Source organism: Cyclobacterium sediminis, from assembly GCF_054781075.1.
In genome coordinates, this window is record NZ_BAAGVC010000002.1 from 285,945 (window position 1) to 308,517 (window position 22,573).

Here is a 22,573-nt window from a genome sequence, read left to right on the forward strand (position 1 = left end):
ATTAATTTAAGTCAGAAATGTAAAGGTAATCATAATGTACCAATGGTTTTTGTCCGCTAAGCCCAATTTTCTCATTGGCGGTAATGGCATTGTACTCGGCTTTACCCAAACCAAGCCTTATGCCTGAAGGGTCAACGATGCGTATGATGTCCCCTTTTAAGAAATCTCCTTTTATTTTTGATATACCAACGGGTAACAAGCTTGTGATTTTGTCGGACAATAGAGCCGTTTTAGCACCTTCATTGATGGTAACTTCTCCTTTGGAATAGTTGTCACTATGGGCGATCCATTTTTTATGATTGTCCTTGATTTTACCGGGCTCAAAGTACGTGCATTGCAGTGTTTTGTTATAGTAGGCAACTAATACATCGTTTTTCTTGCCATTGGCTATCAGTACCTCAATACCCAGGTTGGCGGACTTTTTGGCCATGGTCATCTTTGTAAGCATTCCTCCTCTCCCAAAGGAAGATTTGTGGGTAGAAATATATTGACTCAAGTTTGGCATTTTCTGGCCAACATGTGTGATTAGCTCTGCAGAAGGGTCTGATGGGTGTCCTTTGTAGATGCCATCAACATTGGTTAGTAAAAGCAAGCTGTCAGCATCCACCATGGCGGCTACTAAACCTGCCAATTCATCATTGTCTGTAAACATCAATTCCGTTATGGCCACAGCGTCATTTTCATTAATTACCGGCACCACATTGTTCTTTAATAAGCCATCCAGACAATTTTTCATATTAAGATAATGTGCTCTGTCTCTAAAGTCTTCCTTTGTCACCATAAGTTGGGCAATGGGGTGTCCTTTCTTTGAAAAGAGTTCTTTATACTGCCCTATGAGTTCTATTTGTCCATAAGCTGCCCATACTTGCTTTTTTGAGATTGCATCGGTTTTGGGCATTAAAGAAAGCGATTTCCTTCCAAATGCTACTGCACCTGAGGAGACCAAAATCACCTTTAAACCCTTTTCTAAAAGGAAGGCCATTTGGTCTACTAAACCCGCCATGCGATTAAGGTCAGGGCTTCCATTTTCCATGGTTAGTACATTGGAACCTATCTTGATAACGATAGTTTTGCTTTTACGGGTCATTTTCATTTGAAATAGTAGAATGAGTGCAAAATTAGAAAGATTCATTAAATAGTCTAGCCAACAAAATTCATTTATTGGCTTAAAATTGTCTTTTCCTCTTAAAATTTACTTTTTAATCTGGCCTTATTTATGGGGATTCTGCAAATGTCAGTAATTCAGTGGTTATTATAGGGGGTTGCTACGGTTAAGATTTTTTTGCGGAAGGTAATTTCATGCTATTACAAATTCAAATGCCTCTCAGTCTAGAATATTACCTTCCTTTTTCTGGTTTAGATTATTATTGATTACTTTGTGCAGTTGAAGGCAATTGTATCAAGAAAAAATTATATCACGTTTGGGAGAGTATATCATAGCATTTAGTAATTGGATATGGGGAACCCCTTTGTTGTTATTATTGACAGGGGGCGGATTTTTTATGTTGGTTTATTCAGGTTTTATACCTTTTAGGGGGTTAAAACATGCCATGAAAGTAGTAGGTGGCAAATACGATGACCCCAACGCCTCAGGGGACATTACCTCATTACAAGCCTTGTCATCAGCCATTGCAGCCACCGTGGGCTTAGGAAATATCAGTGGGGTAGCCCTTGCGATAGGTACTGGAGGACCAGGCGCTATTTTCTGGATGTGGGTTTCGGCTTTCGTTGGGATGGCTACAAAGTTTTTCACTTGTACACTAGCCATCATGTACAGGGGAAAGGATTCATCAGGGCATATTCAGGGAGGCCCCATGTATGTTATTGAAGAAGGAATGGGTAAGAAATGGCGCTTTCTAGCCGTAATTTTTTGTGTGGCCGGTATTATGGGGTTGCTTGCAGTTTTTCAGGCCAATCAGCTGACGGAAGTGTTGCGAGTGGTGATGCTTAGGCCATGGGGACTGGATTACGGTCAATCAACCCGATGGATCATTGGTATTACTATGATGATATTGGTGGCAATCGTTATATTGGGGGGTATACAAAGAATAGCAAAGGTAGCTTCGCGACTTGTACCATTTATGGTTACCATGTATTTTTTAGGGGTATTTGTGATTTTATATAAAAATTTGGGAGCTGTTCCTGATATGTTATGGCACATAATCGAAGATGCTTTTTCCGGAAAAGCAGTACTGGGAGGAGCCGTTGGTCAGGTGATTATTACCGGAGCAAGGAGAGCTGCATTTTCCAATGAAGCCGGCATAGGCACGGCACCTATGGTGCATGGAGCCTCCAGAACCAATGAGCCTGTAAGAGAAGGACTGATTGCCATGTTGGGGCCATTTATAGATACTATAGTGGTTTGTACCTTAACCGCATTGGTGATAATGGTAACCGGAGTTTGGACGTCCGGAGAACAAGACGGTGTTTTACTAACCCTCTCGGCCTTTGAAAAAGGATTACCTGGTTTAGGAAAATATATATTACTGGTAGCAGTTTTGGTATTTGCACTTTCTACAATGTTTACCTACTCCTATTATGGGCACAAGTGTTTTAACTACCTGTTTGGTGCAGACAAAGCCGATTATTACAATTACTTTTATCTGATAACCATTGTAGTAGGGGCGGTGACCTCTTTAAAAGTCGTCATGAGTTTTGTGGATGGGGTATATGCTATTATGGCCTTCCCCACCATGCTATCCGCGATTTACCTTTCCCCGAAAGTCATCGCCGCAACAAAGGATTATTTTAAAAGGATGAAAATTTTGGACAAGCAATGAACTGGTTGATCGCACCTAACGCCTTTAAAGGAAGCCTGGAAGCAGATGAGGCTTCAGAGATAATTCGTGACTTGATTCAAAGAAGGAACGAAAACCACAATATAGTAACAGCCCCTATAGCGGATGGTGGTGACGGGACTTGTTATCTCCTGAATCAACATTTGGGTTTGGCTAAGCATTATGCCGTAGCCAGTGATCCCATTGGAAGACCTATAAAAGGATTTTATGGCTACGAGTCGGCTACCGATTCTGCTTACCTTGATGTTTCCACAGTGTCAGGGATCAAGTGGTTAAAGCCAAATGAGTTGGATCCTTGGAAGTGTAGTACCTATGGTACCGGGGAATTGATTAGAAAAGCCTATGATAATGGAGCGAAAAATATCATTTTGGGCTTGGGAGGAAGTGCGACAGTGGATATGGGAACAGGAATTTTGGCTGCTTTAGGAGTTCAATTTCTAGACAAGCATGGGGATAAATTGGACCTTTTTAGTTCTAACTTTTTAACTAAAATCGCAGCTATACAAATCAAAGAAAGACTTCCTGAATTGTCATTTACATGCCTTTGTGATGTGAGTAATCCTTTCTTTGGTGACAGAGGTGCAATTCCGGTGTTCGGACCTCAAAAAGGCATAAAACCTGAAGCCCAACCGATGTTTGTGGAGGCAGCAAAAAATGTTTATCAACTTTTTGAAAAAGCTAAAGGCAGTGAAATTCAAGACCAAGCTTGTTTTGGTGCAGCAGGAGGTATAGCGCTTGGCTTAGGTGCTTTTTTTCCTACCAAGATGGCACAAGGAGCCCATTTTTTCTTTGAGAAAATTGAAATGACTCAAAAGATTGCAGCAGCAGATGTGATAATTACCGGGGAAGGTAGGTATGACAACCAGTCTGCCGATGGCAAAGGAAGTTATGAATTGCTTCAATTGGCCCGTCGACAAGGAAAAAAGGTGTGGTTGATTACTTCCGGAAATGGAGCAGAGAAGGCAGGATTTGATGAAGTGATTAAGGTGGCAGATTTGGATTTTAGCCTTCCAGAGGTTCCTAAACGGGCAGCGACTAATTTGACATTGTCTTTGGACAATAAGCTGGAGGAAAAAGGGTTTTAAGATTTTTTTTTTTTATAATTATAATTTTATAAAAAGACTTTTTTACTATTTGAAGGCCATAAATTAAATTGTGAAAAATATTATTTGCTATTTTTTTATTTTACTGATTAATTAAGTGGAAAAAAGACATTTTTTATTAGTATATTTGTATGACTTGATTCGAGTTTTATTGACTTTTTTTACTATGAAAATTAACAGCTTATTACTTATTTCGGGGATATTGGTCTTTCTTTTGGCCTGTGACCCTACGATTGACAGCCCTGATCCCAGCATGAATGAAGGTTACTTAGGAATTGACCTTCCCACAGGTTTTGATTTTACAACCACCAAATCAGTAGAAGTTAATTTATCTGCAAAGGGGCGAGATAACAGCCCAATTCCTTTTGTCGTCTACAAAATTTATGATGGCAACCCTTTAAAAGAAGGAAAGTTATTGCAAACTGTTCGTTTGGGTGAGCAAGGAAGTGCAAGCATATTTATTGATTTGCCAAGTTTTCATGAGCAGGTATGGGTCAGTACCAGTTATATAGGAGTAGAACCTGTGGCTGTAATTTCTATTTCGGGTAATCAGGCAAACTACAGTTATGATGCGGCAAACCCGAATATACTCCCGGATTCTTTTTATGAAAGCGAAGAAAGCAGTAATGCCAGAATAGCAGCAACTCAGGAGGATTTTCTGACCTTAGGGAGCTGGTCAGGCAATGGTAAACCTTCCTACTTATTGGAACCGGATCAGATTTCAAATCAATTGCTAAAAAATATAAATACTAGTCTACCTGAACGCAAGGATGTTCGGTTTAACAATCCAAAAGCATTGGATGAAAAATACCAAAAGGAATTGTTTGTAAATGAACTAGCCGAAGTTTGGGTCACATACGTCCATACCGGAGGATCCTATCGCAATACGATTGGCTATTATTACTATAAGAAAGGCGAAGCACCTGAGACCGTTGCTGATATAAAAAATAAAACCATAATTTTTCCAAACGCCCAGTCAGGAGTGTTGAGTTCAGGAGCTAAGGTAAAACTGAAAGGCCCCGTAAACGGTGCATTTGAAAAGGATACCTATATTGGTTGGTTTTTAATATCTAATGGATGGCAAGGAGGTCAGGTTACTGGAGGCAATGGCATTTTTTATGCGGATAAGGACTTAAATACATCCAATAATAATGAATCTTTAAGAGATCAAATGGTGTTTTTGTATGATGCTACAGACCAATTGTTATTGATGGCTTGGGAAGATATCCGGAGAGACTATAGTAGTTGTGATCACGATTTTAATGATGTAATGTTTTATGCCAGCTGGAATCCGGTCACTAGTGTGGATGTAGGTGATTATGTTCCAATCGACACTGAAGAAAAAGATCAAGATGAGGATGGGGTAACCGATGATCAAGATGAGTATCCTGAAGATGCTGAAAGGGCTTTTAATAGTTTTTCTCCTGGTGTAAATAGTTATGGAACCCTTTTATTCGAAGATTTATGGCCTAGTTTTGGGGATTATGACATGAATGATTTGGTAATCGATTATCAAGTAAACGAGTTGTCAAATGCGAATAACCTTATCAAAGAAATTCAATTAACAACTGTAGTGCGTGCAACCGGGGCAGGTTATCGCAACGGGTTCGGTGTTCAATTGCCAGTTTCTGCGAATCAGGTGGAAAGTGTAAAAGGTGCTCGTTTAAATACAGGTAAAATAAATATTAGAGCCAATGGCCTTGAAGAAGGGCAAGAATTGGCTACTGTTATAGTAATGGATGATGTCAATGATCAATTGCCATTTCTGGCAAATGTATCTTCGGGTAGCCCCCACCAAGAGGAGGATACTGTGGTGGTAAGTATTGTTTTCAAAAATGCTGTTAGAAGGTCCGAATTAGGTAGTGCTCCTTATAATCCTTTTATGATAATCAATCAGGATAGGGGTAGGGAAGTACATTTGATGAACAGAAAACCTACAGATTTAGTGGATAAAGGATGGTTTGAGACAGGAGATGATATAAGTACTGCGAATGAGGGGAAATATTATATTAGTAAAGAGGGCTTTAATTGGGCGCTCCATATTCCCAAAAGCATTCCTTATGCCCTGGAAAAAGTGGATTTCACTAAAGCTTATCCTAAATTCTCAGACTGGGCCAAGTCTGGAGGAGCTACTCATTTAGACTGGTATTTAGATAGAGAGGGACAAATCAATGCTGATAATATATATATATAAAATAAGCTTCGGAAAAGTTTTTAAGTAAAGGTAAAGCTTTGAGAAGACTCTTTTCCTGATAGATGATGAATATTACCATTCATAAGATTTGTAATTATAATGGTCTATCGCCTTCCATCTCAATTTAGAAATAAAAAGAGTAAGAATCAACCCTTTTTTTATGGAGATAATGCAATCAAGCAGAAGATTTAGCCAATCATAAATTTTTGATTTTGTGTGAATTATCTAAAATTCCTTTATTTTAATAAATCAAATCAAGGTTTTAAATAATAAATATCAGTATTATAATATAAAATTTAATTGATATGACTGAAATAGCTTTTGGTTTTATTTTATTAAATCCTTAATTCAACACAGATAGTTAAGTAAAATATGTAAATTATGGCTAGAAGAGTTTTTATTCCCTAACAGTAATGCGTTTTATTAATATGCTATCATCGTTAAATCTGAACACAATATTGGTTTTGTTAGTGGTGGTAGCCATTGCTCCGGTTATCCTTATATTTTTTTTAAAAAAGGAAGTTCATGGCAAAGCAGCTTCATATTTTTCAGGTTTAATGGTTGCCTGCTTTGTTTACAGCATTTCAAATGTATTTGAACTCTCTATGACAAGTGTCTTCAGTAAGCTTTTGATGCTAAAATCAATGTATATTGGTGCAGTATCATTTGCTCCATTGGTATTGTTATTTACACTGATATATACTGAGCGAGAAAAGTGGATTACCTCAAGAAGGCTGTATTTATTGGCTATCGTCCCAATTGTAAATCTATTACTGGTATGGACGAACGATTACCATACTTATTTTTATAGCTCATTTGAATTGGTTGAGAGAGGGGATTTTATGATGATGGTGACGGGCAAAGGTTTTGGTTATTGGCTCCATCAGTGTTATACTTTGCTGTTGTTATTTGTCAGTCTCTATCTACTATTGGTTAGAATTAGGGAAGTGCCACCTGCGGATTATAAGCAGGTTTTTATGGTTATTTTAGGGCTTTGTTTTCCATTTCTGGTCTATATACTGTATTTAACAATCCAAGGTCCCATACTTATTGATTTCATTACCTTTAGTTTTCTCGGTACGGGAGCATTTTTCTACTTGGGATTAACACGCTACAATCTTTTTAAAATAGCACCAATAGCCTATAGAACACTGTTTGACAATATGCAAGAAGGTGTGTTGGTTTCGGATACATCCGGTGGCTTAATTACACTAAATCTAGCTGCTGCAAATATGCTTGAGTTGAAAACCATCAATCAAAAATTAGCTCTAAAAGTCATACAAAAAGGATGGCCCGAAATTAATGAATTGCTTACTTGCGCTGAAGAATACAGAATGGTAGAATTTTCATGCGAAAAGAATGAAATTTTAAATTGGTATTTGGTTTCAAAGTCTTCAATCAAGGGGCAGAACAGGCAGGTGGTAGGGAGCATTATATTGGTGCGCGACATTACCCAAGAGAAACTTTTTCAGTTTGAAATACAAAGGTCTAGGGAAGAGGCAGAAGAAGCCAATCGCGCTAAAAGTGAGTTTTTAGCGAATATGAGTCATGAAATAAGAACCCCTTTGAATGGAGTAATAGGTTTCACAGAGCTATTGTCCAATACACAATTGAATGGGCAACAGATTAAATATGCCAATACAGCTTTAAATTCTGCCAATGCCTTACTTGACCTTATTAATGATATTCTTGATCTGGCAAAAATTGAATCGGGAAAATCTGAAACCAATATTTATCAGCTTGATCTATATGAGTTTTTAGAAACCATCTTAGATGTTTTAAGTTTTCAGGCACACAAAAAAGGCTTGGAATTAATTCTTGACTTAGATCCACGAATCGGAAATCTTGTCGAAGCCGATGAATTGAAATTGAAGCAGGTGCTGATCAATTTATTGAACAATGCCTTGAAATTTACAAATAAAGGACAAGTGATATTGAAATTGACCCTGCTGGATTCACATATAGAGGGTGACAAAGATAAGCTAAAGATTCGATTTTCTGTAATAGATAGTGGCATTGGTATTCCTAAAGAAAAGCAAGAATTAATATTTGATGCCTTCTCACAGGCAGATTCCTCAACTACCAAAAAGTTTGGGGGAACAGGTTTAGGATTAACCATATCCAATAAACTACTTAAATTGTTGAACAGTTCGATTCAATTGAAGAGCGAATTGGATAAGGGAAGTGAGTTTTTCTTCGACTTGGACCTAATTGCTCATAAAACAAAAGGTGCTAAAGAGGACTTAAGTGAATGGGGGGAAGTATTGGTGGTGGATGCCAATAAAATATCCGGAAAGGTTACCAAGTCATATTGTGAAAATTTAGGTTTTAAAGTAACCCATACACCTGTCATTACTGATGGTTTTTTTGCCTTAGAAAACAATACCAATATAAGCCTGGTAATTTTTAATAATTCCATCATGGGAAGCAATAGTGTGTGGACCATGCAAAAAATGATGGAAATGGTAGCAGAAAGGTCCTCAAAAGTGAATTTTATTGCGGCTGTGGAAAGTATCGAACAAGAAGTGGTTGTGAAAAATTACAATTCCATTGGCTGTGAAGCCATTCTTTACAAGCCGGTTACCCCAAAGAAGTTGAAAAAGATATTTGATGGACTGTTGAAAACCACAACAAAGAAGTCTTCTGAAAACCCGGGAGATAATGATAAAGCTTTGGTTTCTAGTAATAAAAAAGCTTTTCGGCTGTTGATTGCAGAAGACAATTCCGTAAATCGAATGTTGGTAAAAATCTATATGCAAAAAATGGATCCTAGGGCCATTATAATTGAAGCGGATGATGGAGAAGAAGCTTTGGGAATTATTCGGGAAAACTCAAATATTGATCTGATAATTACAGATATTAATATGCCGAAGCTGGATGGCTATGAATTGCTTAAAGCCGTAAGGGCTGCACCCGCTACCAGTCACATTCCTGTTATAGGCTTTACAGCCAATGCTTTTAAAGATGAAAGCAATGAAGCCAAAAATTCAACATTTGATGGGTTTCTTACCAAACCGGTGGTGCAGGAGAAATTCCAAAAAACAGTCAGCAAGTGGCTTAATAAATAATAACCTGAGAAAAATGGGGCAAAAAAAAGGAGCTGATACTCGGTATCAACTCCTTGTATTAATTAATTGTCTTCTCCTCTAAGCTTGATAACTGCTCCCTCCAATTCGTCACTTATTCTTACCTGACATGCCAGTCGGCTGGTAGGAAAATATTCAGGAAGGGCTTCCAATTGGTCTAATTCTACATCGGTAGCATCGCCGAGGCCATCCTTACCTTCTAATACTTCAACATGACAGGTAGCACAAAGTGCCATTCCTCCACATGTTGCCAAAACCGGATACTCGGATGCTTTTAATATTTCCATTAAACTCAAGCCCATATCATCCGGTGCTTCAATAGGCTGGCGATTGCCAGCGTGATCTTCTACTGTAAATGTAACCATTTTGCAAAAATACGATTAAAATGTATTTACACCATTAACGGTAGTATATTTAAAGCTTAATTTTTGATCCGGGTACACAAACTTAAATGCGGAATGCATCATTATCGCGGCTTCATGAAACCCACAAAGGATCAATTTCAATTTGCCGGGATAGGTGTTGATGTCTCCAATGGCGTAGATCCTCTCCACACCGGTAGAATAATCCCTGGTATCTACTTCAATTGCATTTTTGTCTATGGTCAATCCCCAATCGGCAATTGGCCCCAATTTAGGGCTTAAGCCAAATAATGGGATGAGGTAATCTGTTTCAATCTGAAATTTAGACTTACTCTTATCTTCTAAGAATACTGTGTCCAAATGCCCATTCCCTCCGAGTTTTTTAAGATTTGTGGATAGGATTAGGTCGATCTTACCCTCATTGGCCAAGTCAAAAACTTTCGAGGCAGAATCTGGGGCACCTCTAAAGGTTTCATTTCTATGAACAAGGGTAACCTTTTCTGCTACATCAGACAGGTAAATGGCCCAATCAAGAGCAGAATCTCCACCACCGGCCAAAATAACCTTTTTATCTCTGAATTGCTCAGGATTCTTTACCATATAGGTAACGCCCTTTCCCTCAAACTCTGCAAGGTTTTCTAAGGCCGGTTTTCTTGGCTCAAAACAGCCTAACCCTCCGGCAATGATGATTACCTGAGCATGAACCTGAGTTTTGTCGTTGGTGGTGACAATGTAGGAACCGTCAGTTTGCTTGCTTAAATGGTCAACACGCTCTCCTAAAGAAAAGGTAGGTTTAAAAGGTTTGATTTGCTCCATTAAATTATCTACCAATTCCTGGGCTTTTACCTCAGGATATCCTGGTATGTCATAAATAGGCTTTTGTGGATAGATCTCCAAAAGTTGTCCTCCTACTTGCGGCAAGGCATCTATCAGATGGCAACGCATCTTTAATAAACCTGCTTCAAAGACAGCAAATAAGCCAACCGGGCCTGCTCCAATTATGCAAATGTCAGTAGTAATCATCTTTTAGTCGATTTTTATGTGTTAACCTCTTTAAAAGTCAATAGTTTGTGCAAATATAGTTAGTATAACAACTAATATTAAGTATCTGTTATATTTATTCTGCTAGATTATTGTAAATCGTGTTCAGTATTCGCTTAAATTCTTGAAAATCTTTCTCATCAAGATTTTCCCAAGCCTTTTGCCTGATGTTTGCAATTTGAGGTTTTAGGTCTGTTACCTTGTCTTTCCCCTCTTGCGTGAGATGCAATTGATAGCTTCTCCTGTCCTCAGGATGCTGTATCCTTTCCAGATAACCTTTCTTACAAAGAATATCTACTATTCTTGTTAAGGTAGGGTGATCTTTGAAAACCAAATGGGCCAACTCGGTTTGGCTCAGTCGTTCATTTTCGTTTAAATTCTTTAAGACCAGCCATTGGTCCACCGTAATGTCAAATTCTTTTAACTTGAACTTTTGCTGTGCGTATTGTTTAACCTTCCTTGCGGTCCTGTCCAACAAAAATGAATACCTACTAAACTGCTCGTATGTCATGCCAATAATTAGTACGACAAATATAATTAATATTTTAAATACAATCCCAACAAACCCTATAAAAAAGATAGGAATTGTTGAATAATAAATAATTTCTTAAAAATTAAGCTGATTTGGCTCGCCAATTTTTTAATTTTAAACGCAAGACAATTTCTAAATAAAAGCAACATGAACATAGATTTAAAAGGATATCGAGCAGTAGTAGGAGGAGCAACCAGTGGGCTTGGACTGGCAACAGCTCACCAATTAGCAAAATGCGGGGCTTCCGTGACCTTAATGGCCAGAAATAAAGAAAAATTGGCGGACACTGTTCGGTCCCTAGACAATAGTGCAGGCCAAGATCATCAAAGTTTGGCCGTTGATTTTTTAGATTTTGAATCCTTTAAAGCGGAAACTGAAAAATTTTTTACCGGAAAGAAAGTCGATATTTTGGTAAACAATACCAATGGACCTGAAGCCGGTTCTGTCCTTCAAAAAACTACTGAGAATTACCAACAAGCATTTGATCTGCTTTTCAAAACCTACCATCACTTGAGCCATCTGTTGTTGCAAGGGATGCAGCAAAGAGGTTATGGAAGAATCTTGAATGTTTCCTCAGTAACAGTGAAGGAACCCATCCCAAACCTTATTTTGTCCAATACCATGCGTACCGCGGTAGTGAGTTGGGCCAAATCTTTATCAAGGGAAGTGGCACCTTTCGGGGTAACTGTGAATACCATACTCACCGGTTCTTTTGAAACGGAAAGGATTGAATCGATTATCAAAAACCAATCAAAGGAATCAGGGGTGGATTTTGAAGAATTGCTACAGCAGAAAAAAGAGGCCATTCCTGCCAAAAGATTTGGCCAACCTGAAGAGTACGGTTATCTGGCAGCCTTTTTGGCCTCCCCTTATGCGGCTTATATTAACGGGGCAAGCATTCCAATCGATGGAGCAGCCTTGAATTGCTTATAAGCTTTCTGCTCGTGCGAACCGAACTACAGCATTTTCTACCGGCTTTAGGGTTTGCAGGTAACTGTAAATGGCTTCTAAATCCTCAGTTGTAATGTCGGCATACATGCTCCAAGGCATTATTGTCTGTGGTTCTCCTGCTTGAACTTTCTTGAGCTTGCTTCTGTCCTTGTATTGCTTAAATCTTTCGACAAACCGCTCTTTGCTCCAATTTCCAAGCCCCGTGGGGTGGGGAGTGAGGTTAGAGCTTGTTAGTACATTGCCCCCGGGCATGGTAAATACTCTTCCGCCTGCAAGGTTTTCACCGGTAAATTCTCCGTTTTTAAATTTGGTATGGCATTCATTACATGCAGCTGCATTTACAAGGTATTTGCCATAAGCAATAACATCAGAGGTTGGAGGTTTGGTTGAAAATTTGGCTTTTTGTGGGATGGTGCGCATGATTAAGCTAAATGGGAAATCTGCTTCAGATGCAGGTTGAATTTTATCAATAGCTTGTAAGGACCTTATATAGGCGATTACTGCCAGAATGTCCTCTTGATCCATTTTCCCGTAATTGGCGTAAGGCATGATAGGAAAAATGGGATTTCCATCTTTTTTTACTCCGGTCGTTATTAGCCGAAAGAGTTCACCGTCTGAATAGGATTTGAGGTTGAAGGGAGTAATGTTGGGTGAAATAAATCTACCCGGAAATCCCAAATCTTGATCGAAAATCTCTCCTCCGGCACCCTCTGTACCCGGGATCGGGGGACCACTATATAAGCTAAAATCTCTTTTGGAATGACAGTCAATACAAAGCATTACGTGATTTGCTAGGTATTTGCCTCGTTTCAGCGTTTCTGAGTTGTTGGTTAGCTTTATGCTTTCCGGGGGATCACCTACATCAGGCAAAACCATCTGTATGTAAACAATAGCACCAATTATAAACACCAGGAGGAATGAAAATATTATGAGCCCAAACTTTAAATACCGATTCATTTCAGATGAATTTTAGATTGTGGTTTGTTAGATTGATCTACTTTGTAAATTCAAAATTTTAATTTACAATTGTTTGATTATCAATATAATAATTTATCAAAATAATGAATAAAAAATTTTGTGATTTTTTATAATGTTCCTTTCTTGAAAAATCTAATCATCGCTGAAATACTCGAAAAACTGGTTGATTTTTGCGCTTTATAGACTATTATCTCCAAGGGATTGTCTGTGGTAATTATTTTTTCGGGCATTGGTAGGTCAATATTTTTCCGTAGTGCATTTCTTACCCAATGCCGCACATGTTTGGGGCCGGTTATTTCCGGTAACACACTTGGGTTCTTTAACCTGATTTTACCATTATTCGCATCAATTTCCCATTTATTTCCGGGCAATAATTTTTGAATCTGACCTTCTAGCATTAAATCCTCAGGGCTTCCTGAAACCAAAGGTTCCTGATGACTCATAATCCATAATTGGTCAGCTGTTTCCATGGCAACTTCCAGGTCATGGGTAACCACCAGAATAGCTTTATCGGCTTCTTTTGCCAGTTTTTTTAGCAAATACATGATTTCAAATCGATTCGTAAGGTCCAAATGTGCCGTAGGTTCGTCCAGAATTAAAATACCACTGTCTTGCGCCAAGGCCCTGGCAATCATGGCTGTTTGCCTTTGTCCATCACTCAGTTCAGCCAATTTCTTACCTGAAATCAAATCAAGATGAGTCATTTTAAGTACTCGGTCCACGATATCATTGTCTGTTTTGCTCAAATGCCCCAACCAACCAGTATGCGGCGTACGGCCCAAGGCGACGAGTTCTCGAACCGTCATAAGACCGGAACGAATTTTTTCAGTTAAAACCACTGCAATGGTTTTTGCTCGATCCTGATCATCAAGCAGTCCAATTTCCTTTTCACCCATGAGTATAGTTCCTTTTAATGGGAGATTTTGGTTCAGGATTGCTTTCAGTAAGGTAGATTTTCCAACTCCATTGGGCCCCATCATACAGGTTAATTCTCCACCAAACAGATCAAAAGAAACATTGGCTGCTACCGTGTTGATTTGCCTATCCTTTTCATAACCAAGCACCAGATTTCTGGCTTGAATACAAGGCTTCGCTTGTCTATGGTTATCTAGGTTGGTTTCCATTGCTTGAATAATTAAAATGCCTCACTAAAGTTTCTTTTCATGATCAGCCAGATGATTAAAGGGGCCCCAAAAGCCGTGGTAACCGCATTGATCGGAAGGCTTGTTGCAAATCCCGGCAACTGGGCAATGGTATCACAAGCCAACAGAACCAATATGCCCAAGATGGCGGTGGCTGGAAATAATATTCTGTGGTCGTTGGTTTTAAATAATAACCTGGCCAAATGTGGTACAGCTATACCGATAAAGGCAATGGGCCCACAGAATGCTGTTATTCCGCCGGTTAGTATACCGGTGCTGACGATCATGATCCACCGTAATTTTTCGAAATTTATTCCCATGCTTTTGGCATAGACTTCCCCTAAGAGCATGGCATTGTATGACTTTACGGAAAATAGAACCAATGATAAACCAAAGACTACGGCTCCGGTTAAAATCCCCAATTCATTCCACCCTGTATTCCCCAGATTGCCCATGGACCAAAGTGTAAACATTTTGAGTTCTTCAGCGGCACTGAAATAGGACAAAAGAGTTACCACAGAGGAGGCAGCACTGCCAAACATCAAGCCGACAATTAACAAGGTCATGCTGTCTTTTACCTTCCAGGCTGCCAACCCCATCAAAACTAAAACTCCGATGGCCCCTGCACTTGATGCGACAATGGCTGCCCAATAGTTGGGACTGCCTGATAATATTTGCCAGCCAAAAGCGGTTCCGGCCATTGACAAGATGGCCACTCCCAAGCCGGCACCCGAACTGATTCCTAAAACAAAGGGGCCTGCAAGTGGATTTCTGAAGAAGGTTTGCATTTGTAAACCACTAACTGATAGCCCTATTCCTGCTAAAATTGCTGTTAAAGATTTTGGAATCCGATAATCTATCACGATAATTTCCCAACTTTCTCTGGGAAAAGAGGACCCGCCTAGTCTTTCCAATAGCGAGACAAGCGGAATCGCAATGGATCCAAGGCTTAGGTTTAATAGCCAAAGTAATCCCATTAAAACCAAACAGCATATAAACTTAACACGGTGGGTCATGGGCCTAGTCCTCTAATTTTTGGAAATACCTAAACTGATGCTCATCTGCCTTTTCAGGATGAAGAATTTTGATCATGTCCAAAAGTACCAAATCAGGCCGTAAATAACCTTCTTCAAAATACCGATACCCCCCTGTTTCTCCTCTTCCCAAAGTATAAGTGAATACTTTTTTCTTTTTATACGCTTCAAAATCACTGTATTTAGGGTTTTGATCAACCATACTGCCTAAAGAAGTATGGTCAGCTGCTCCAATCCAATAGGCTGCCTGTCCTGCCTGATCTAGGACAAATTCATAATTTAGTGTCAAACTCCCCCTTCCTTCTATTTGGTCGAATAGGTATTGGCCGGCAGCATCCCCTATGATTTTAGCTGCCCAACTGTCTTTGGCCGGTGCATACCAAATGTCTTTGTACATAGAGCCTGAAAGTACGGAAGGTTTGTCTTGTGAAGGTATCTGGCTTACCCGTTCTAGTGCATTTTGGTAATTGTCGGCGATTTCAGTGTAAATTACCTCCGCTTTCTCCATTTTCCCCAACAATACACCGGTAATTTTGATCCACTCAGCCCTTCCCAATGGATGCTTCTCTTGGTACTCCTTATTTATTAGCACCGGTATTTTGGCGGATTTTAATCGGTTTTCCATTTGGGAGGTCTCACCAAACCCTGATACCATAACCCAGTCGGGCTGTAAGTCGATGATCTTTTCTAAATCCCATGCCGGTCCTTTACCCAGATCAATTATTTTGTTATCATTGATGCTTTTTCTGACTTTCTCTGAAGTGATCAGATCGAGGTCAGGGAAAGCCATAAGGTTTTCTGCAGCATCCAGGTAATCCAAATGAGCAACCTGCGGAGTGGCCGATAATATAATTTTATGGCTTCCAGCTACAATTTTTCCATCGATAGAGAGTTCAGGAAGTTCGATGCTTTCTTGCTTATCCTGCACCAAAAAACGTTGGTTTTCAGTATCCTGTTGAATAATTTCAATGATATAATAATTTTCTCCACGAAAAAGCGAAAAACCTTCGGCATAGCGTAAAGGAACTTCTTTCAATGCATCCAAACTACCTCTTTGATCGGATTGCCTGCATGATGAAATGATTAGTAGGACAAAAATTAACAAACGGATAGCAGCCATTTTTTCGTAAAAAAGGATAAATAAGATTTAATTTTCAGGTCAAAGTAAATCATTGCTAAGACCATTTCCAATAACTTAATTTTTTCAAATAGAGTTTTTAGCGTATGTTTGTGCCGATTTATGGTTCCCGATCCTTAACCAGGCGCTCGGGATTAATAGGGAATTTGGTGAAAGTCCGAAACTGTCCCCGCAACTGTAACCCAGTCTTTACTACAATAAAGAAAATGGAAATCCATCCTTTGCCATTGTCCTATTTGGGATGAGAAGGCGGATTTACCTTGGGAAGTCAGGAGACCTGCCATTAAAATCTTGTCATTCGTAGCTTTCGGGAGAAAGGCTGAGAAGAAAATTTTAGCTGCTTTCAATATTTTAATTGATTGAACATTGGTAACCAGGTCAGATGCTTTTTGGTGAAGGTCCAGGCTTGCTTACCTGTTAATATTCTCTATTCTCCTCTTTTTCCGGAATGTATGAAAACATGGATCATTAATTGTAAGAAAGAGGATGTCATTAATTGCTTGTTTGGTTTTTATTTTTGCAGGTTGGCAGAGCGAACCGGATTCCTCAATTGTGTCTCCTCAAGATACGCTAGTACTTTCTCAGGTGGAAGTCCATGCTGCTGCCTTGAGGAAGTATGCTTTTGGCCAGTATGTTAGGACACTCGATAAAGGCAAGTTAGCGCATTTGTCGGGATATTCATTGGGGGAGGTTTTACAGCAGGAAACAGGCTTGTTTTTAAGACAATACGGACCGGGAATGATCGCTTCTCTAAGCATACGAGGTACCTCAGCGGGACACAACGCTTTGTTTTGGAATGGATTGCCGGTAAACAGCCCTTCCCTTGGACAAGCAGATTATTCAATATTTCCGGTGGGAGGATTTGACGCGGTGAATATACATTACGGGAGTTCCGGGGCTTTATATGGTACAGACGCCATCGGGGGATCCGTTCATTTGTCCTCAGATCTAAAATTCAATACCGGAAATGAACTAAAGATCGGCACACTATTAGGGAGTTTTGGCCGATGGCATCAGCAGGTAAGTTATCGGCAAGGGAATGAGAAATTGGCTTTCAAAACCAACCTTTACCGAAATTACACTGCTAACAATTTCACCTATAAAGATTATGCGAGTCCCGGTACACCGGAAAAACGTCAAGATCATGCCAGGGTTTCTCAAATTGGTTTGGTACAGAATTTTGCTTATAGCATTAACACCGCACAAACACTGAAAGCCAACCTTTGGATCAACGCCAATAACCGACAAATCCAGCCCCTGCTTGGTTCATCAACCAATGATGTGCAGGAGGATCGAAGTATTAGGGCCATAATAGATTATACCCATTCCGGTGAAAATCTTACCTGGACTGCCAGCACCGGGATTTCCAATGATGTGATGGTATTCAATTCCGATAGGAATGAAACCCGTTTATTTTTACTAGGTACCTCCTTGGATTACGCTTTCTCTCAGAAATGGCAGTCCCTTGCAGGTATTCGTTTTTCACATATCAAAGGGCAATTAGCCACCTATAATCGACAGGAACAGCGAATAGAATTATACCAAGCGACCAATTTCAGACCAAGTCAAAATCTTGGGATTTCTATGCAGCTCAGGCAACTTATTCATGATAGTGAAGCTGTTCCTTTTACTCCTTCACTAGGCGTGGAATGGACTTTCTTTGAATCAACTGAATGGAATTGGCAACTAATAAGCAACCTGTCGAGAAGTTTTAAAATACCCACATTGAACGATAGGTTCTGGGTACCCGGTGGAAATCCCAATTTAAAACCCGAGAAAAGCCTCAGCAAAGAGATAGGGCTAACAGCTAAGGCCAATTTATCGGCCTTTAGTATTGAAAATAGGCTTACCTATTTTCATATGAATGTAGATGACTGGATTCTTTGGCTGCCACACAGTACTTATTGGCAAGCCGAAAATGTGCGTAATGTAGTCAACCAAGGCTTGGAGTATTTCTTCAAAGGAGGGTTTTTGCAAGGGGAAAATCTTTGGACCATACATGTGGACTATGGCTTAAATAGTGCAGTCAATCAGTCTGGCGATGTAGGGAATACGCTTAGTCAAGGTAAGCAGCTTCCATATGTGCCCAAGCATAAAATACGTACGCAAGGCAACCTTCAAAGTGGTCCTTACAAATTTTACATTCAAAACCAATGGACCGGTGAGCGCTATGTGACCACCGACAATCAAACGCAGTTAGCCGCCTACAGCTTGTGGGATACCGGAATCACTTATGCTTTTGACTGGAAAAGCAAACTTAAAGGGAATCTCGGATTCCATACCAATAATATTTTCAATGTGGATTATCAGGTACTTCGCCTCCGGTCCATGCCTGGAAGAAATATTCAATTTAATTTAAATATAGTATTATGAGAAAAATGCAGTTATTCTGTAAGTTGTTTTTATTTGCCCTGTTGGTATCATGTGGAACTGATCCGGTTGAAATACCTCAAGGGGCCTATGAAAATGGTGTGCTAATCATTAATGAAGGTGCTTTTGGTGCCAATGATGGTGAAGTTTTCCATTTTGATAAAAATACTGCCGAGCTTGAAGTTAATGTTTTTGAAAATGTAAACGGAAGACCTTTTGCAGGATTGCTGCAGGATATGATTAGCTATGAGGACTTTACCTACCTAGTGGCCAATACGGGTAAAGTGGAGGTCGTGCAATCTGCAGATTTTATTTCAATAGGAGCGGTTAATAATGACTTGGTAAATAGCCGAAGCATGGTTAAAGCTGATGGTAAATTGTACATTAGTGATTGGGGACCCTATGACGCAAGCTGGAACAATACCGAATCATTTGTGGCAGTGGTGGAAGATATCACAGGAGGAAATATCGCTTATAAAATACCCACACCATCAAGGCCTGAGGGCATTACTTTTATAGGGGACAGAATATTGGTGGCCTGCCAAATGGGAGCCATTGCTGTGATTGAAGTTGGAGATGATGAAGTGGAGAAAACGATAGCTGTAACAGGAACCCCGTTTTTCTTTTTTGAATATCAAGGCAGCAACTATCTCTATGCCAAGGATAGTGAGAAAATCTACCTGCACAAGTTAAATGTAGCCACTTTTGAAGTGGAGGAAAGCCTTGAGTTTTCTGTGGACAACAGCATCTACAATGGCAACTTTTCTGTGAGTAACAGTGGTGAATTATTTGTAATTAGCAACCAAGCTACAGAAGATGTGGTGGTAAAACTTTCCCTCACCACAGGATCAGTTGAAAATGAGAATTTTTATTCAGGCAGCAACTTCTATGGCTTGGGCTATGATGACAACACGCAAACTTTGTATATAGGTGAACACAATGGATGGCAGGGCAATGGCTCTGTGATGCGTGTAAATGCTCAGGGAGAACTTATTGATGAGGTAAGTGTAGGAAGAGGACCAAGTGGATTTTATTTCCCTTGATTGATTCAATTACCATATTGATTTCTGAAAGCTAGGGTTATCTACCAGATACAATGAATAACGAAACCACTTATCATCAGATTGTATTGTGGTTTCGCTTTTTTTAGCCGCAGCTGAGGGTAACCAAATTTCGGCGGCAGGTTAGAGTCAATTTCCGGCGGCTGAGCGAGATTAAATACTGACGGCTGATCGGGATCAAATGCCGGCGGCTGAGCGGAGCCGAAGCCAAAGGATAACGCACAGGTATACCTACTCCTTCGACTCCACTCGGGAACCGGTTAACCTGCTGTCATTAAGAATTATTAGTAGATCAAATACTAAACCTCGAACTGATTTTAATAGTAAAAAATATCTTATTAAAACCAATACCCAACCCTATAGACGAGATTATTGAAGGTCACCTTATCTTCCTCATAATAACTCCAATCTTCCATTCGGTTTCTGTCAGGAGATAACCTGGCAGGATTGCCTATATAAAAATAACTGATTTGTTGCCTTAAGGAGACACTTACCGTCCAGAAATTGGCTTTTTTGGTTTTGTATTTAAAGCCTAAAGTTCCTTGAGCCATTCTGCCTCCTTTTCGCCAATGGTGCTGATTCCATTCGTTAATTTCCATTTTTTCTAAAAGGGCAGAACCATAACCTAGATCTACAGCTCCATATACCTGCCATCTGTTTTGTGGGTTTAACACTCCTTTCCAACCTAATGCCAAAGGAAGGACGGAATAGTTACCGTATTGGTCTAAACCTGTCACAAAACCTAGATGATGTGTCCGATGAATTTGCAGCCCATTGAAAGTCTGAAAGGTGAAATTGGTGCGTGGACCAAAGTTGTCAGTACCGGTAAGCAGACCAAATTCCGTATGGTTAACAAAAGATAAGTCTTGCCCTTTGCTGGACAAAGGGCAAGACCAAATGAATGCTATAAAGAAAAGTGCATACAGGTTTTTCATTGATCAGTTGGCCACATTGATACAGCTAAGTTCTTTCAGTTGCTCCGGATTGGTGTAATCAAATTGACAAACGCCATCCGGGCCAATTACAATCAGGGATTTGGGGCCTGGGATTATGTCTGTAAAAACATAGTTTTTCAGGTGTTCAATCAGGTTGTTGCTAATCTCTTTTACATCTGCCACATTAAAACTTTTTAAGCCTTGGTCTCCCTCAGCAAGGTAGAGGTAGTCCCCGGAAAGTCCAAGTCCATGGGGGTTGTCCATGGGGTAGGATTGAATAAGGGTGGGGGCATTCAGGTCTTTGATGTCTAGTACATGGAGTTCATTGGCGCCATTTCGGCAGATGGCAGCACTTCTTAAGGTTACAAAGGCATAATTATCGTTTACCACCACCGGGTCGCAGGAAGTGATGTGTGAATATACAGCCATTTCCCTTGGTTCAGCAGGGTTGCTTGCATCATAGATGTGCATACCGGTCATAGATCCGATAAAGAGGTTTCCTTTGAAAGGGAAAATTGTTTCTATACCCCAGCCTAAATCAATGTCACTTAGGTATTTGGGATCCATGGGAGATTCTACATTAAATACCCGCATGCTGTATTCGTCTACCGTATAAAGGTGGCCTCCCAGTAAGGTAAACCTTGCCATGGAGCCTCCTTGTCCATAGCTTTGTCCTCCATCAGATTTGGCATAAGCTGCGGTTTCAAGCATCACCATATCGGTTCTAAAGGTAGGTCTTCCCCAGCTGTTCCATCGCATATTGGATTCAGTGGAGGTAATCAGCGTATCTTTGTAGGTGACGATCGTTCCTGTTTCTTCATTAGAATAGAGATTGGGGAATACGTCTTTTTCTCTTTTTACCAATTGAATATTTTCAGGGTTGGAGATATCAAAGGCCAATAAATCTACGTAATTGTCGGCATATAAAATGCTTTCATTGATGGCCATGTCACCTGTTCCGGGAATATTGATGAAATTTAGATTTTGAGGATTTCCGGGGTCAGTATTATCCAATAGGTGTATGCCTTTACCGGGTTCTGAAATAAAAAGATAATCTCCATAAATATAAATTTTCCCAGGCTGATCGAGAGGAATTCCCGGTTCAATGATAATGTCAGCTTCTCTAAAAGAATTTACTTCAATAAATACCGGCACCTGAGTTTGATAGGTATAGGTCGTTTCTATTTGGTCTTCACAGGAGGGAAGTACCATTACAAGCATAAAGGAGAGCATAAGCTGCGCTCCGAGAATAAATCGAGGGTGTAAATTTGTTTTCATGGCATGTCAGGAATAAGGTCAAAGAATAGCATTAGCATTGTTTGTGCTAATTTTCCCTGTCAAGACGGAATAAATTGTCAGAATGCTACACCTTTTAAAAAATAAAATAATAAAAGCTAAAGGATGGCTTTAAATTCCTCAATTATCAAGCTTTTTACTCATATTCCTCTCAAAGGATTCAAGAAAACCCAAGTAATTTTTGACAATATTTTCGGAGAGTGAGCCCAGATAATCTCCGGGATAGAGCGGATTGTATTTAATTCTATGGATAATCATGTCCAACCAGCCTTGCCCGTCATCGATCAGGTCTGCATGAAAAGCTTCCACAGTAATGTCCCTTGATCCTGAGAAAGGAGGCTTGCCTTGGTTTTTAAAATAGGCAGCGATGGTTTCAAGAGCCGCATCATGGGTTTTCTCAAAACTTACAATCAATTTTGACCGGACCTCATCATTCATTCCGTGACTTTTTCCTTCAAGAATCAAATCTTGTAGTTCATTTAACTGATTGGTAAATTCAGCAAAACAGTTCTCGCAGTCCAGCACTGGTTTTCTCATGGGTATATTGAATTA

The 22,573-nt window shown here is 39.7% G+C and carries 18 protein-coding genes and 1 riboswitch; of the genes, 7 read left to right on the forward strand and 11 right to left on the reverse strand.

Annotated features, from left to right (window positions below; translation table 11 throughout):
* Nucleotide 1 precedes the first annotated feature (1 nt).
* Nucleotides 2-1,087 (reverse strand): glutamate 5-kinase, encoded by a 1,086-nt coding sequence (gene proB, locus ACYVHJ_RS01720; RefSeq protein WP_339903736.1) that lies wholly within the window; start codon nt 1,085-1,087, stop codon nt 2-4.
* Nucleotides 1,088-1,421: 334 nt separating this feature from the next.
* On the opposite strand from proB, the gene ACYVHJ_RS01725 reads away from it, so the two are divergent.
* From ACYVHJ_RS01725 to ACYVHJ_RS01740, 4 genes are all read left to right on the forward strand, one after another.
* Complete coding sequence (locus ACYVHJ_RS01725) at nt 1,422-2,780, forward strand: alanine/glycine:cation symporter family protein (protein WP_339903733.1); 1,359 nt, start codon at nt 1,422-1,424, stop codon at nt 2,778-2,780.
* Nucleotides 2,777-3,883, forward strand: a complete 1,107-nt coding sequence (locus tag ACYVHJ_RS01730; RefSeq protein ID WP_460512003.1) for a glycerate kinase family protein — start codon at nt 2,777-2,779, stop codon at nt 3,881-3,883. The genes ACYVHJ_RS01725 and ACYVHJ_RS01730 overlap by 4 nt, the downstream gene beginning before the upstream one ends.
* 184 nt (nt 3,884-4,067) lie before the next feature.
* Nucleotides 4,068-6,095, forward strand: a complete 2,028-nt coding sequence (locus tag ACYVHJ_RS01735) for an LruC domain-containing protein (protein ID WP_460512005.1) — start codon at nt 4,068-4,070, stop codon at nt 6,093-6,095.
* 428 nt (nt 6,096-6,523) lie between these two features.
* On the forward strand, nt 6,524-9,163 hold the full coding sequence (locus tag ACYVHJ_RS01740) for a histidine kinase N-terminal 7TM domain-containing protein (protein ID WP_460512007.1): 2,640 nt from the start codon (nt 6,524-6,526) through the stop codon (nt 9,161-9,163).
* Nucleotides 9,164-9,225: 62 nt separating this feature from the next.
* Here the strand turns inward: ACYVHJ_RS01740 and ACYVHJ_RS01745 are convergent, their stop codons facing one another.
* The 3 genes from ACYVHJ_RS01745 to ACYVHJ_RS01755 all read right to left on the reverse strand — a co-directional run bounded on the left by ACYVHJ_RS01745 (nt 9,226) and on the right by ACYVHJ_RS01755 (nt 11,095).
* Nucleotides 9,226-9,546: a 2Fe-2S iron-sulfur cluster-binding protein gene (locus ACYVHJ_RS01745; protein ID WP_339904341.1), complete on the reverse strand. Its 321-nt coding sequence runs from the start codon at nt 9,544-9,546 to the stop codon at nt 9,226-9,228.
* A 15-nt stretch (nt 9,547-9,561) separates the two neighbouring features.
* Nucleotides 9,562-10,566, reverse strand: a complete 1,005-nt coding sequence (locus tag ACYVHJ_RS01750) for an NAD(P)/FAD-dependent oxidoreductase (protein ID WP_460512010.1) — start codon at nt 10,564-10,566, stop codon at nt 9,562-9,564.
* A 94-nt stretch (nt 10,567-10,660) separates the two neighbouring features.
* Nucleotides 10,661-11,095, reverse strand: a complete 435-nt coding sequence (locus ACYVHJ_RS01755; protein WP_339904344.1) for a MarR family winged helix-turn-helix transcriptional regulator — start codon at nt 11,093-11,095, stop codon at nt 10,661-10,663.
* A gap of 168 nt (nt 11,096-11,263) precedes the next feature.
* On the opposite strand from ACYVHJ_RS01755, the gene ACYVHJ_RS01760 reads away from it, so the two are divergent.
* Nucleotides 11,264-12,049, forward strand: coding sequence for a Rossmann-fold NAD(P)-binding domain-containing protein (locus tag ACYVHJ_RS01760; protein WP_460512012.1), 786 nt, complete (start codon nt 11,264-11,266; stop codon nt 12,047-12,049).
* Here ACYVHJ_RS01760 and ACYVHJ_RS01765 read toward each other — a convergent pair.
* The 4 genes from ACYVHJ_RS01765 to ACYVHJ_RS01780 all read right to left on the reverse strand — a co-directional run bounded on the left by ACYVHJ_RS01765 (nt 12,044) and on the right by ACYVHJ_RS01780 (nt 16,341).
* Nucleotides 12,044-13,024 (reverse strand): c-type cytochrome, encoded by a 981-nt coding sequence (locus ACYVHJ_RS01765; RefSeq protein WP_460512014.1) that lies wholly within the window; start codon nt 13,022-13,024, stop codon nt 12,044-12,046. The genes ACYVHJ_RS01760 and ACYVHJ_RS01765 overlap by 6 nt on opposite strands.
* A 128-nt stretch (nt 13,025-13,152) precedes the next feature.
* Nucleotides 13,153-14,169, reverse strand: coding sequence for an ABC transporter ATP-binding protein (locus ACYVHJ_RS01770; RefSeq protein ID WP_339902625.1), 1,017 nt, complete (start codon nt 14,167-14,169; stop codon nt 13,153-13,155).
* 11 nt (nt 14,170-14,180) lie between these two features.
* Nucleotides 14,181-15,164, reverse strand: a complete 984-nt coding sequence (locus ACYVHJ_RS01775; RefSeq protein WP_460512017.1) for an iron chelate uptake ABC transporter family permease subunit — start codon at nt 15,162-15,164, stop codon at nt 14,181-14,183.
* A 43-nt stretch (nt 15,165-15,207) separates the two neighbouring features.
* On the reverse strand, nt 15,208-16,341 hold the full coding sequence (locus ACYVHJ_RS01780; protein WP_460512019.1) for an ABC transporter substrate-binding protein: 1,134 nt from the start codon (nt 16,339-16,341) through the stop codon (nt 15,208-15,210).
* 104 nt (nt 16,342-16,445) lie between these two features.
* Nucleotides 16,446-16,658: riboswitch (cobalamin riboswitch) on the forward strand.
* Between the two features lie 187 nt (nt 16,659-16,845).
* Between ACYVHJ_RS01780 and ACYVHJ_RS01785 the strand changes: the two genes are divergently transcribed.
* Nucleotides 16,846-18,732, forward strand: a complete 1,887-nt coding sequence (locus tag ACYVHJ_RS01785) for a TonB-dependent receptor (RefSeq protein ID WP_460512021.1) — start codon at nt 16,846-16,848, stop codon at nt 18,730-18,732.
* Nucleotides 18,729-19,772, forward strand: coding sequence for a YncE family protein (locus ACYVHJ_RS01790; protein WP_460512023.1), 1,044 nt, complete (start codon nt 18,729-18,731; stop codon nt 19,770-19,772). Before ACYVHJ_RS01785 ends, ACYVHJ_RS01790 begins: the two co-directional genes overlap by 4 nt.
* 356 nt (nt 19,773-20,128) lie before the next feature.
* Here the strand turns inward: ACYVHJ_RS01790 and ACYVHJ_RS01795 are convergent, their stop codons facing one another.
* The 3 genes from ACYVHJ_RS01795 to ACYVHJ_RS01805 form a co-directional block, all read right to left on the reverse strand.
* A complete protein-coding gene (locus ACYVHJ_RS01795; protein ID WP_460512025.1) occupies nt 20,129-20,725 on the reverse strand; it encodes a hypothetical protein in 597 nt (198 codons plus the stop codon).
* A gap of 3 nt (nt 20,726-20,728) precedes the next feature.
* Complete coding sequence (locus tag ACYVHJ_RS01800; protein ID WP_460512028.1) at nt 20,729-22,003, reverse strand: LVIVD repeat-containing protein; 1,275 nt, start codon at nt 22,001-22,003, stop codon at nt 20,729-20,731.
* Nucleotides 22,004-22,141: 138 nt separating this feature from the next.
* Nucleotides 22,142-22,558 carry a nucleotidyltransferase substrate binding protein gene (locus tag ACYVHJ_RS01805; RefSeq protein WP_460512030.1) on the reverse strand — a complete coding sequence of 139 codons (417 nt, stop codon included), beginning with the start codon at nt 22,556-22,558 and terminating at the stop codon, nt 22,142-22,144.
* Between the last annotated feature and the right edge of the window lie 15 nt (nt 22,559-22,573).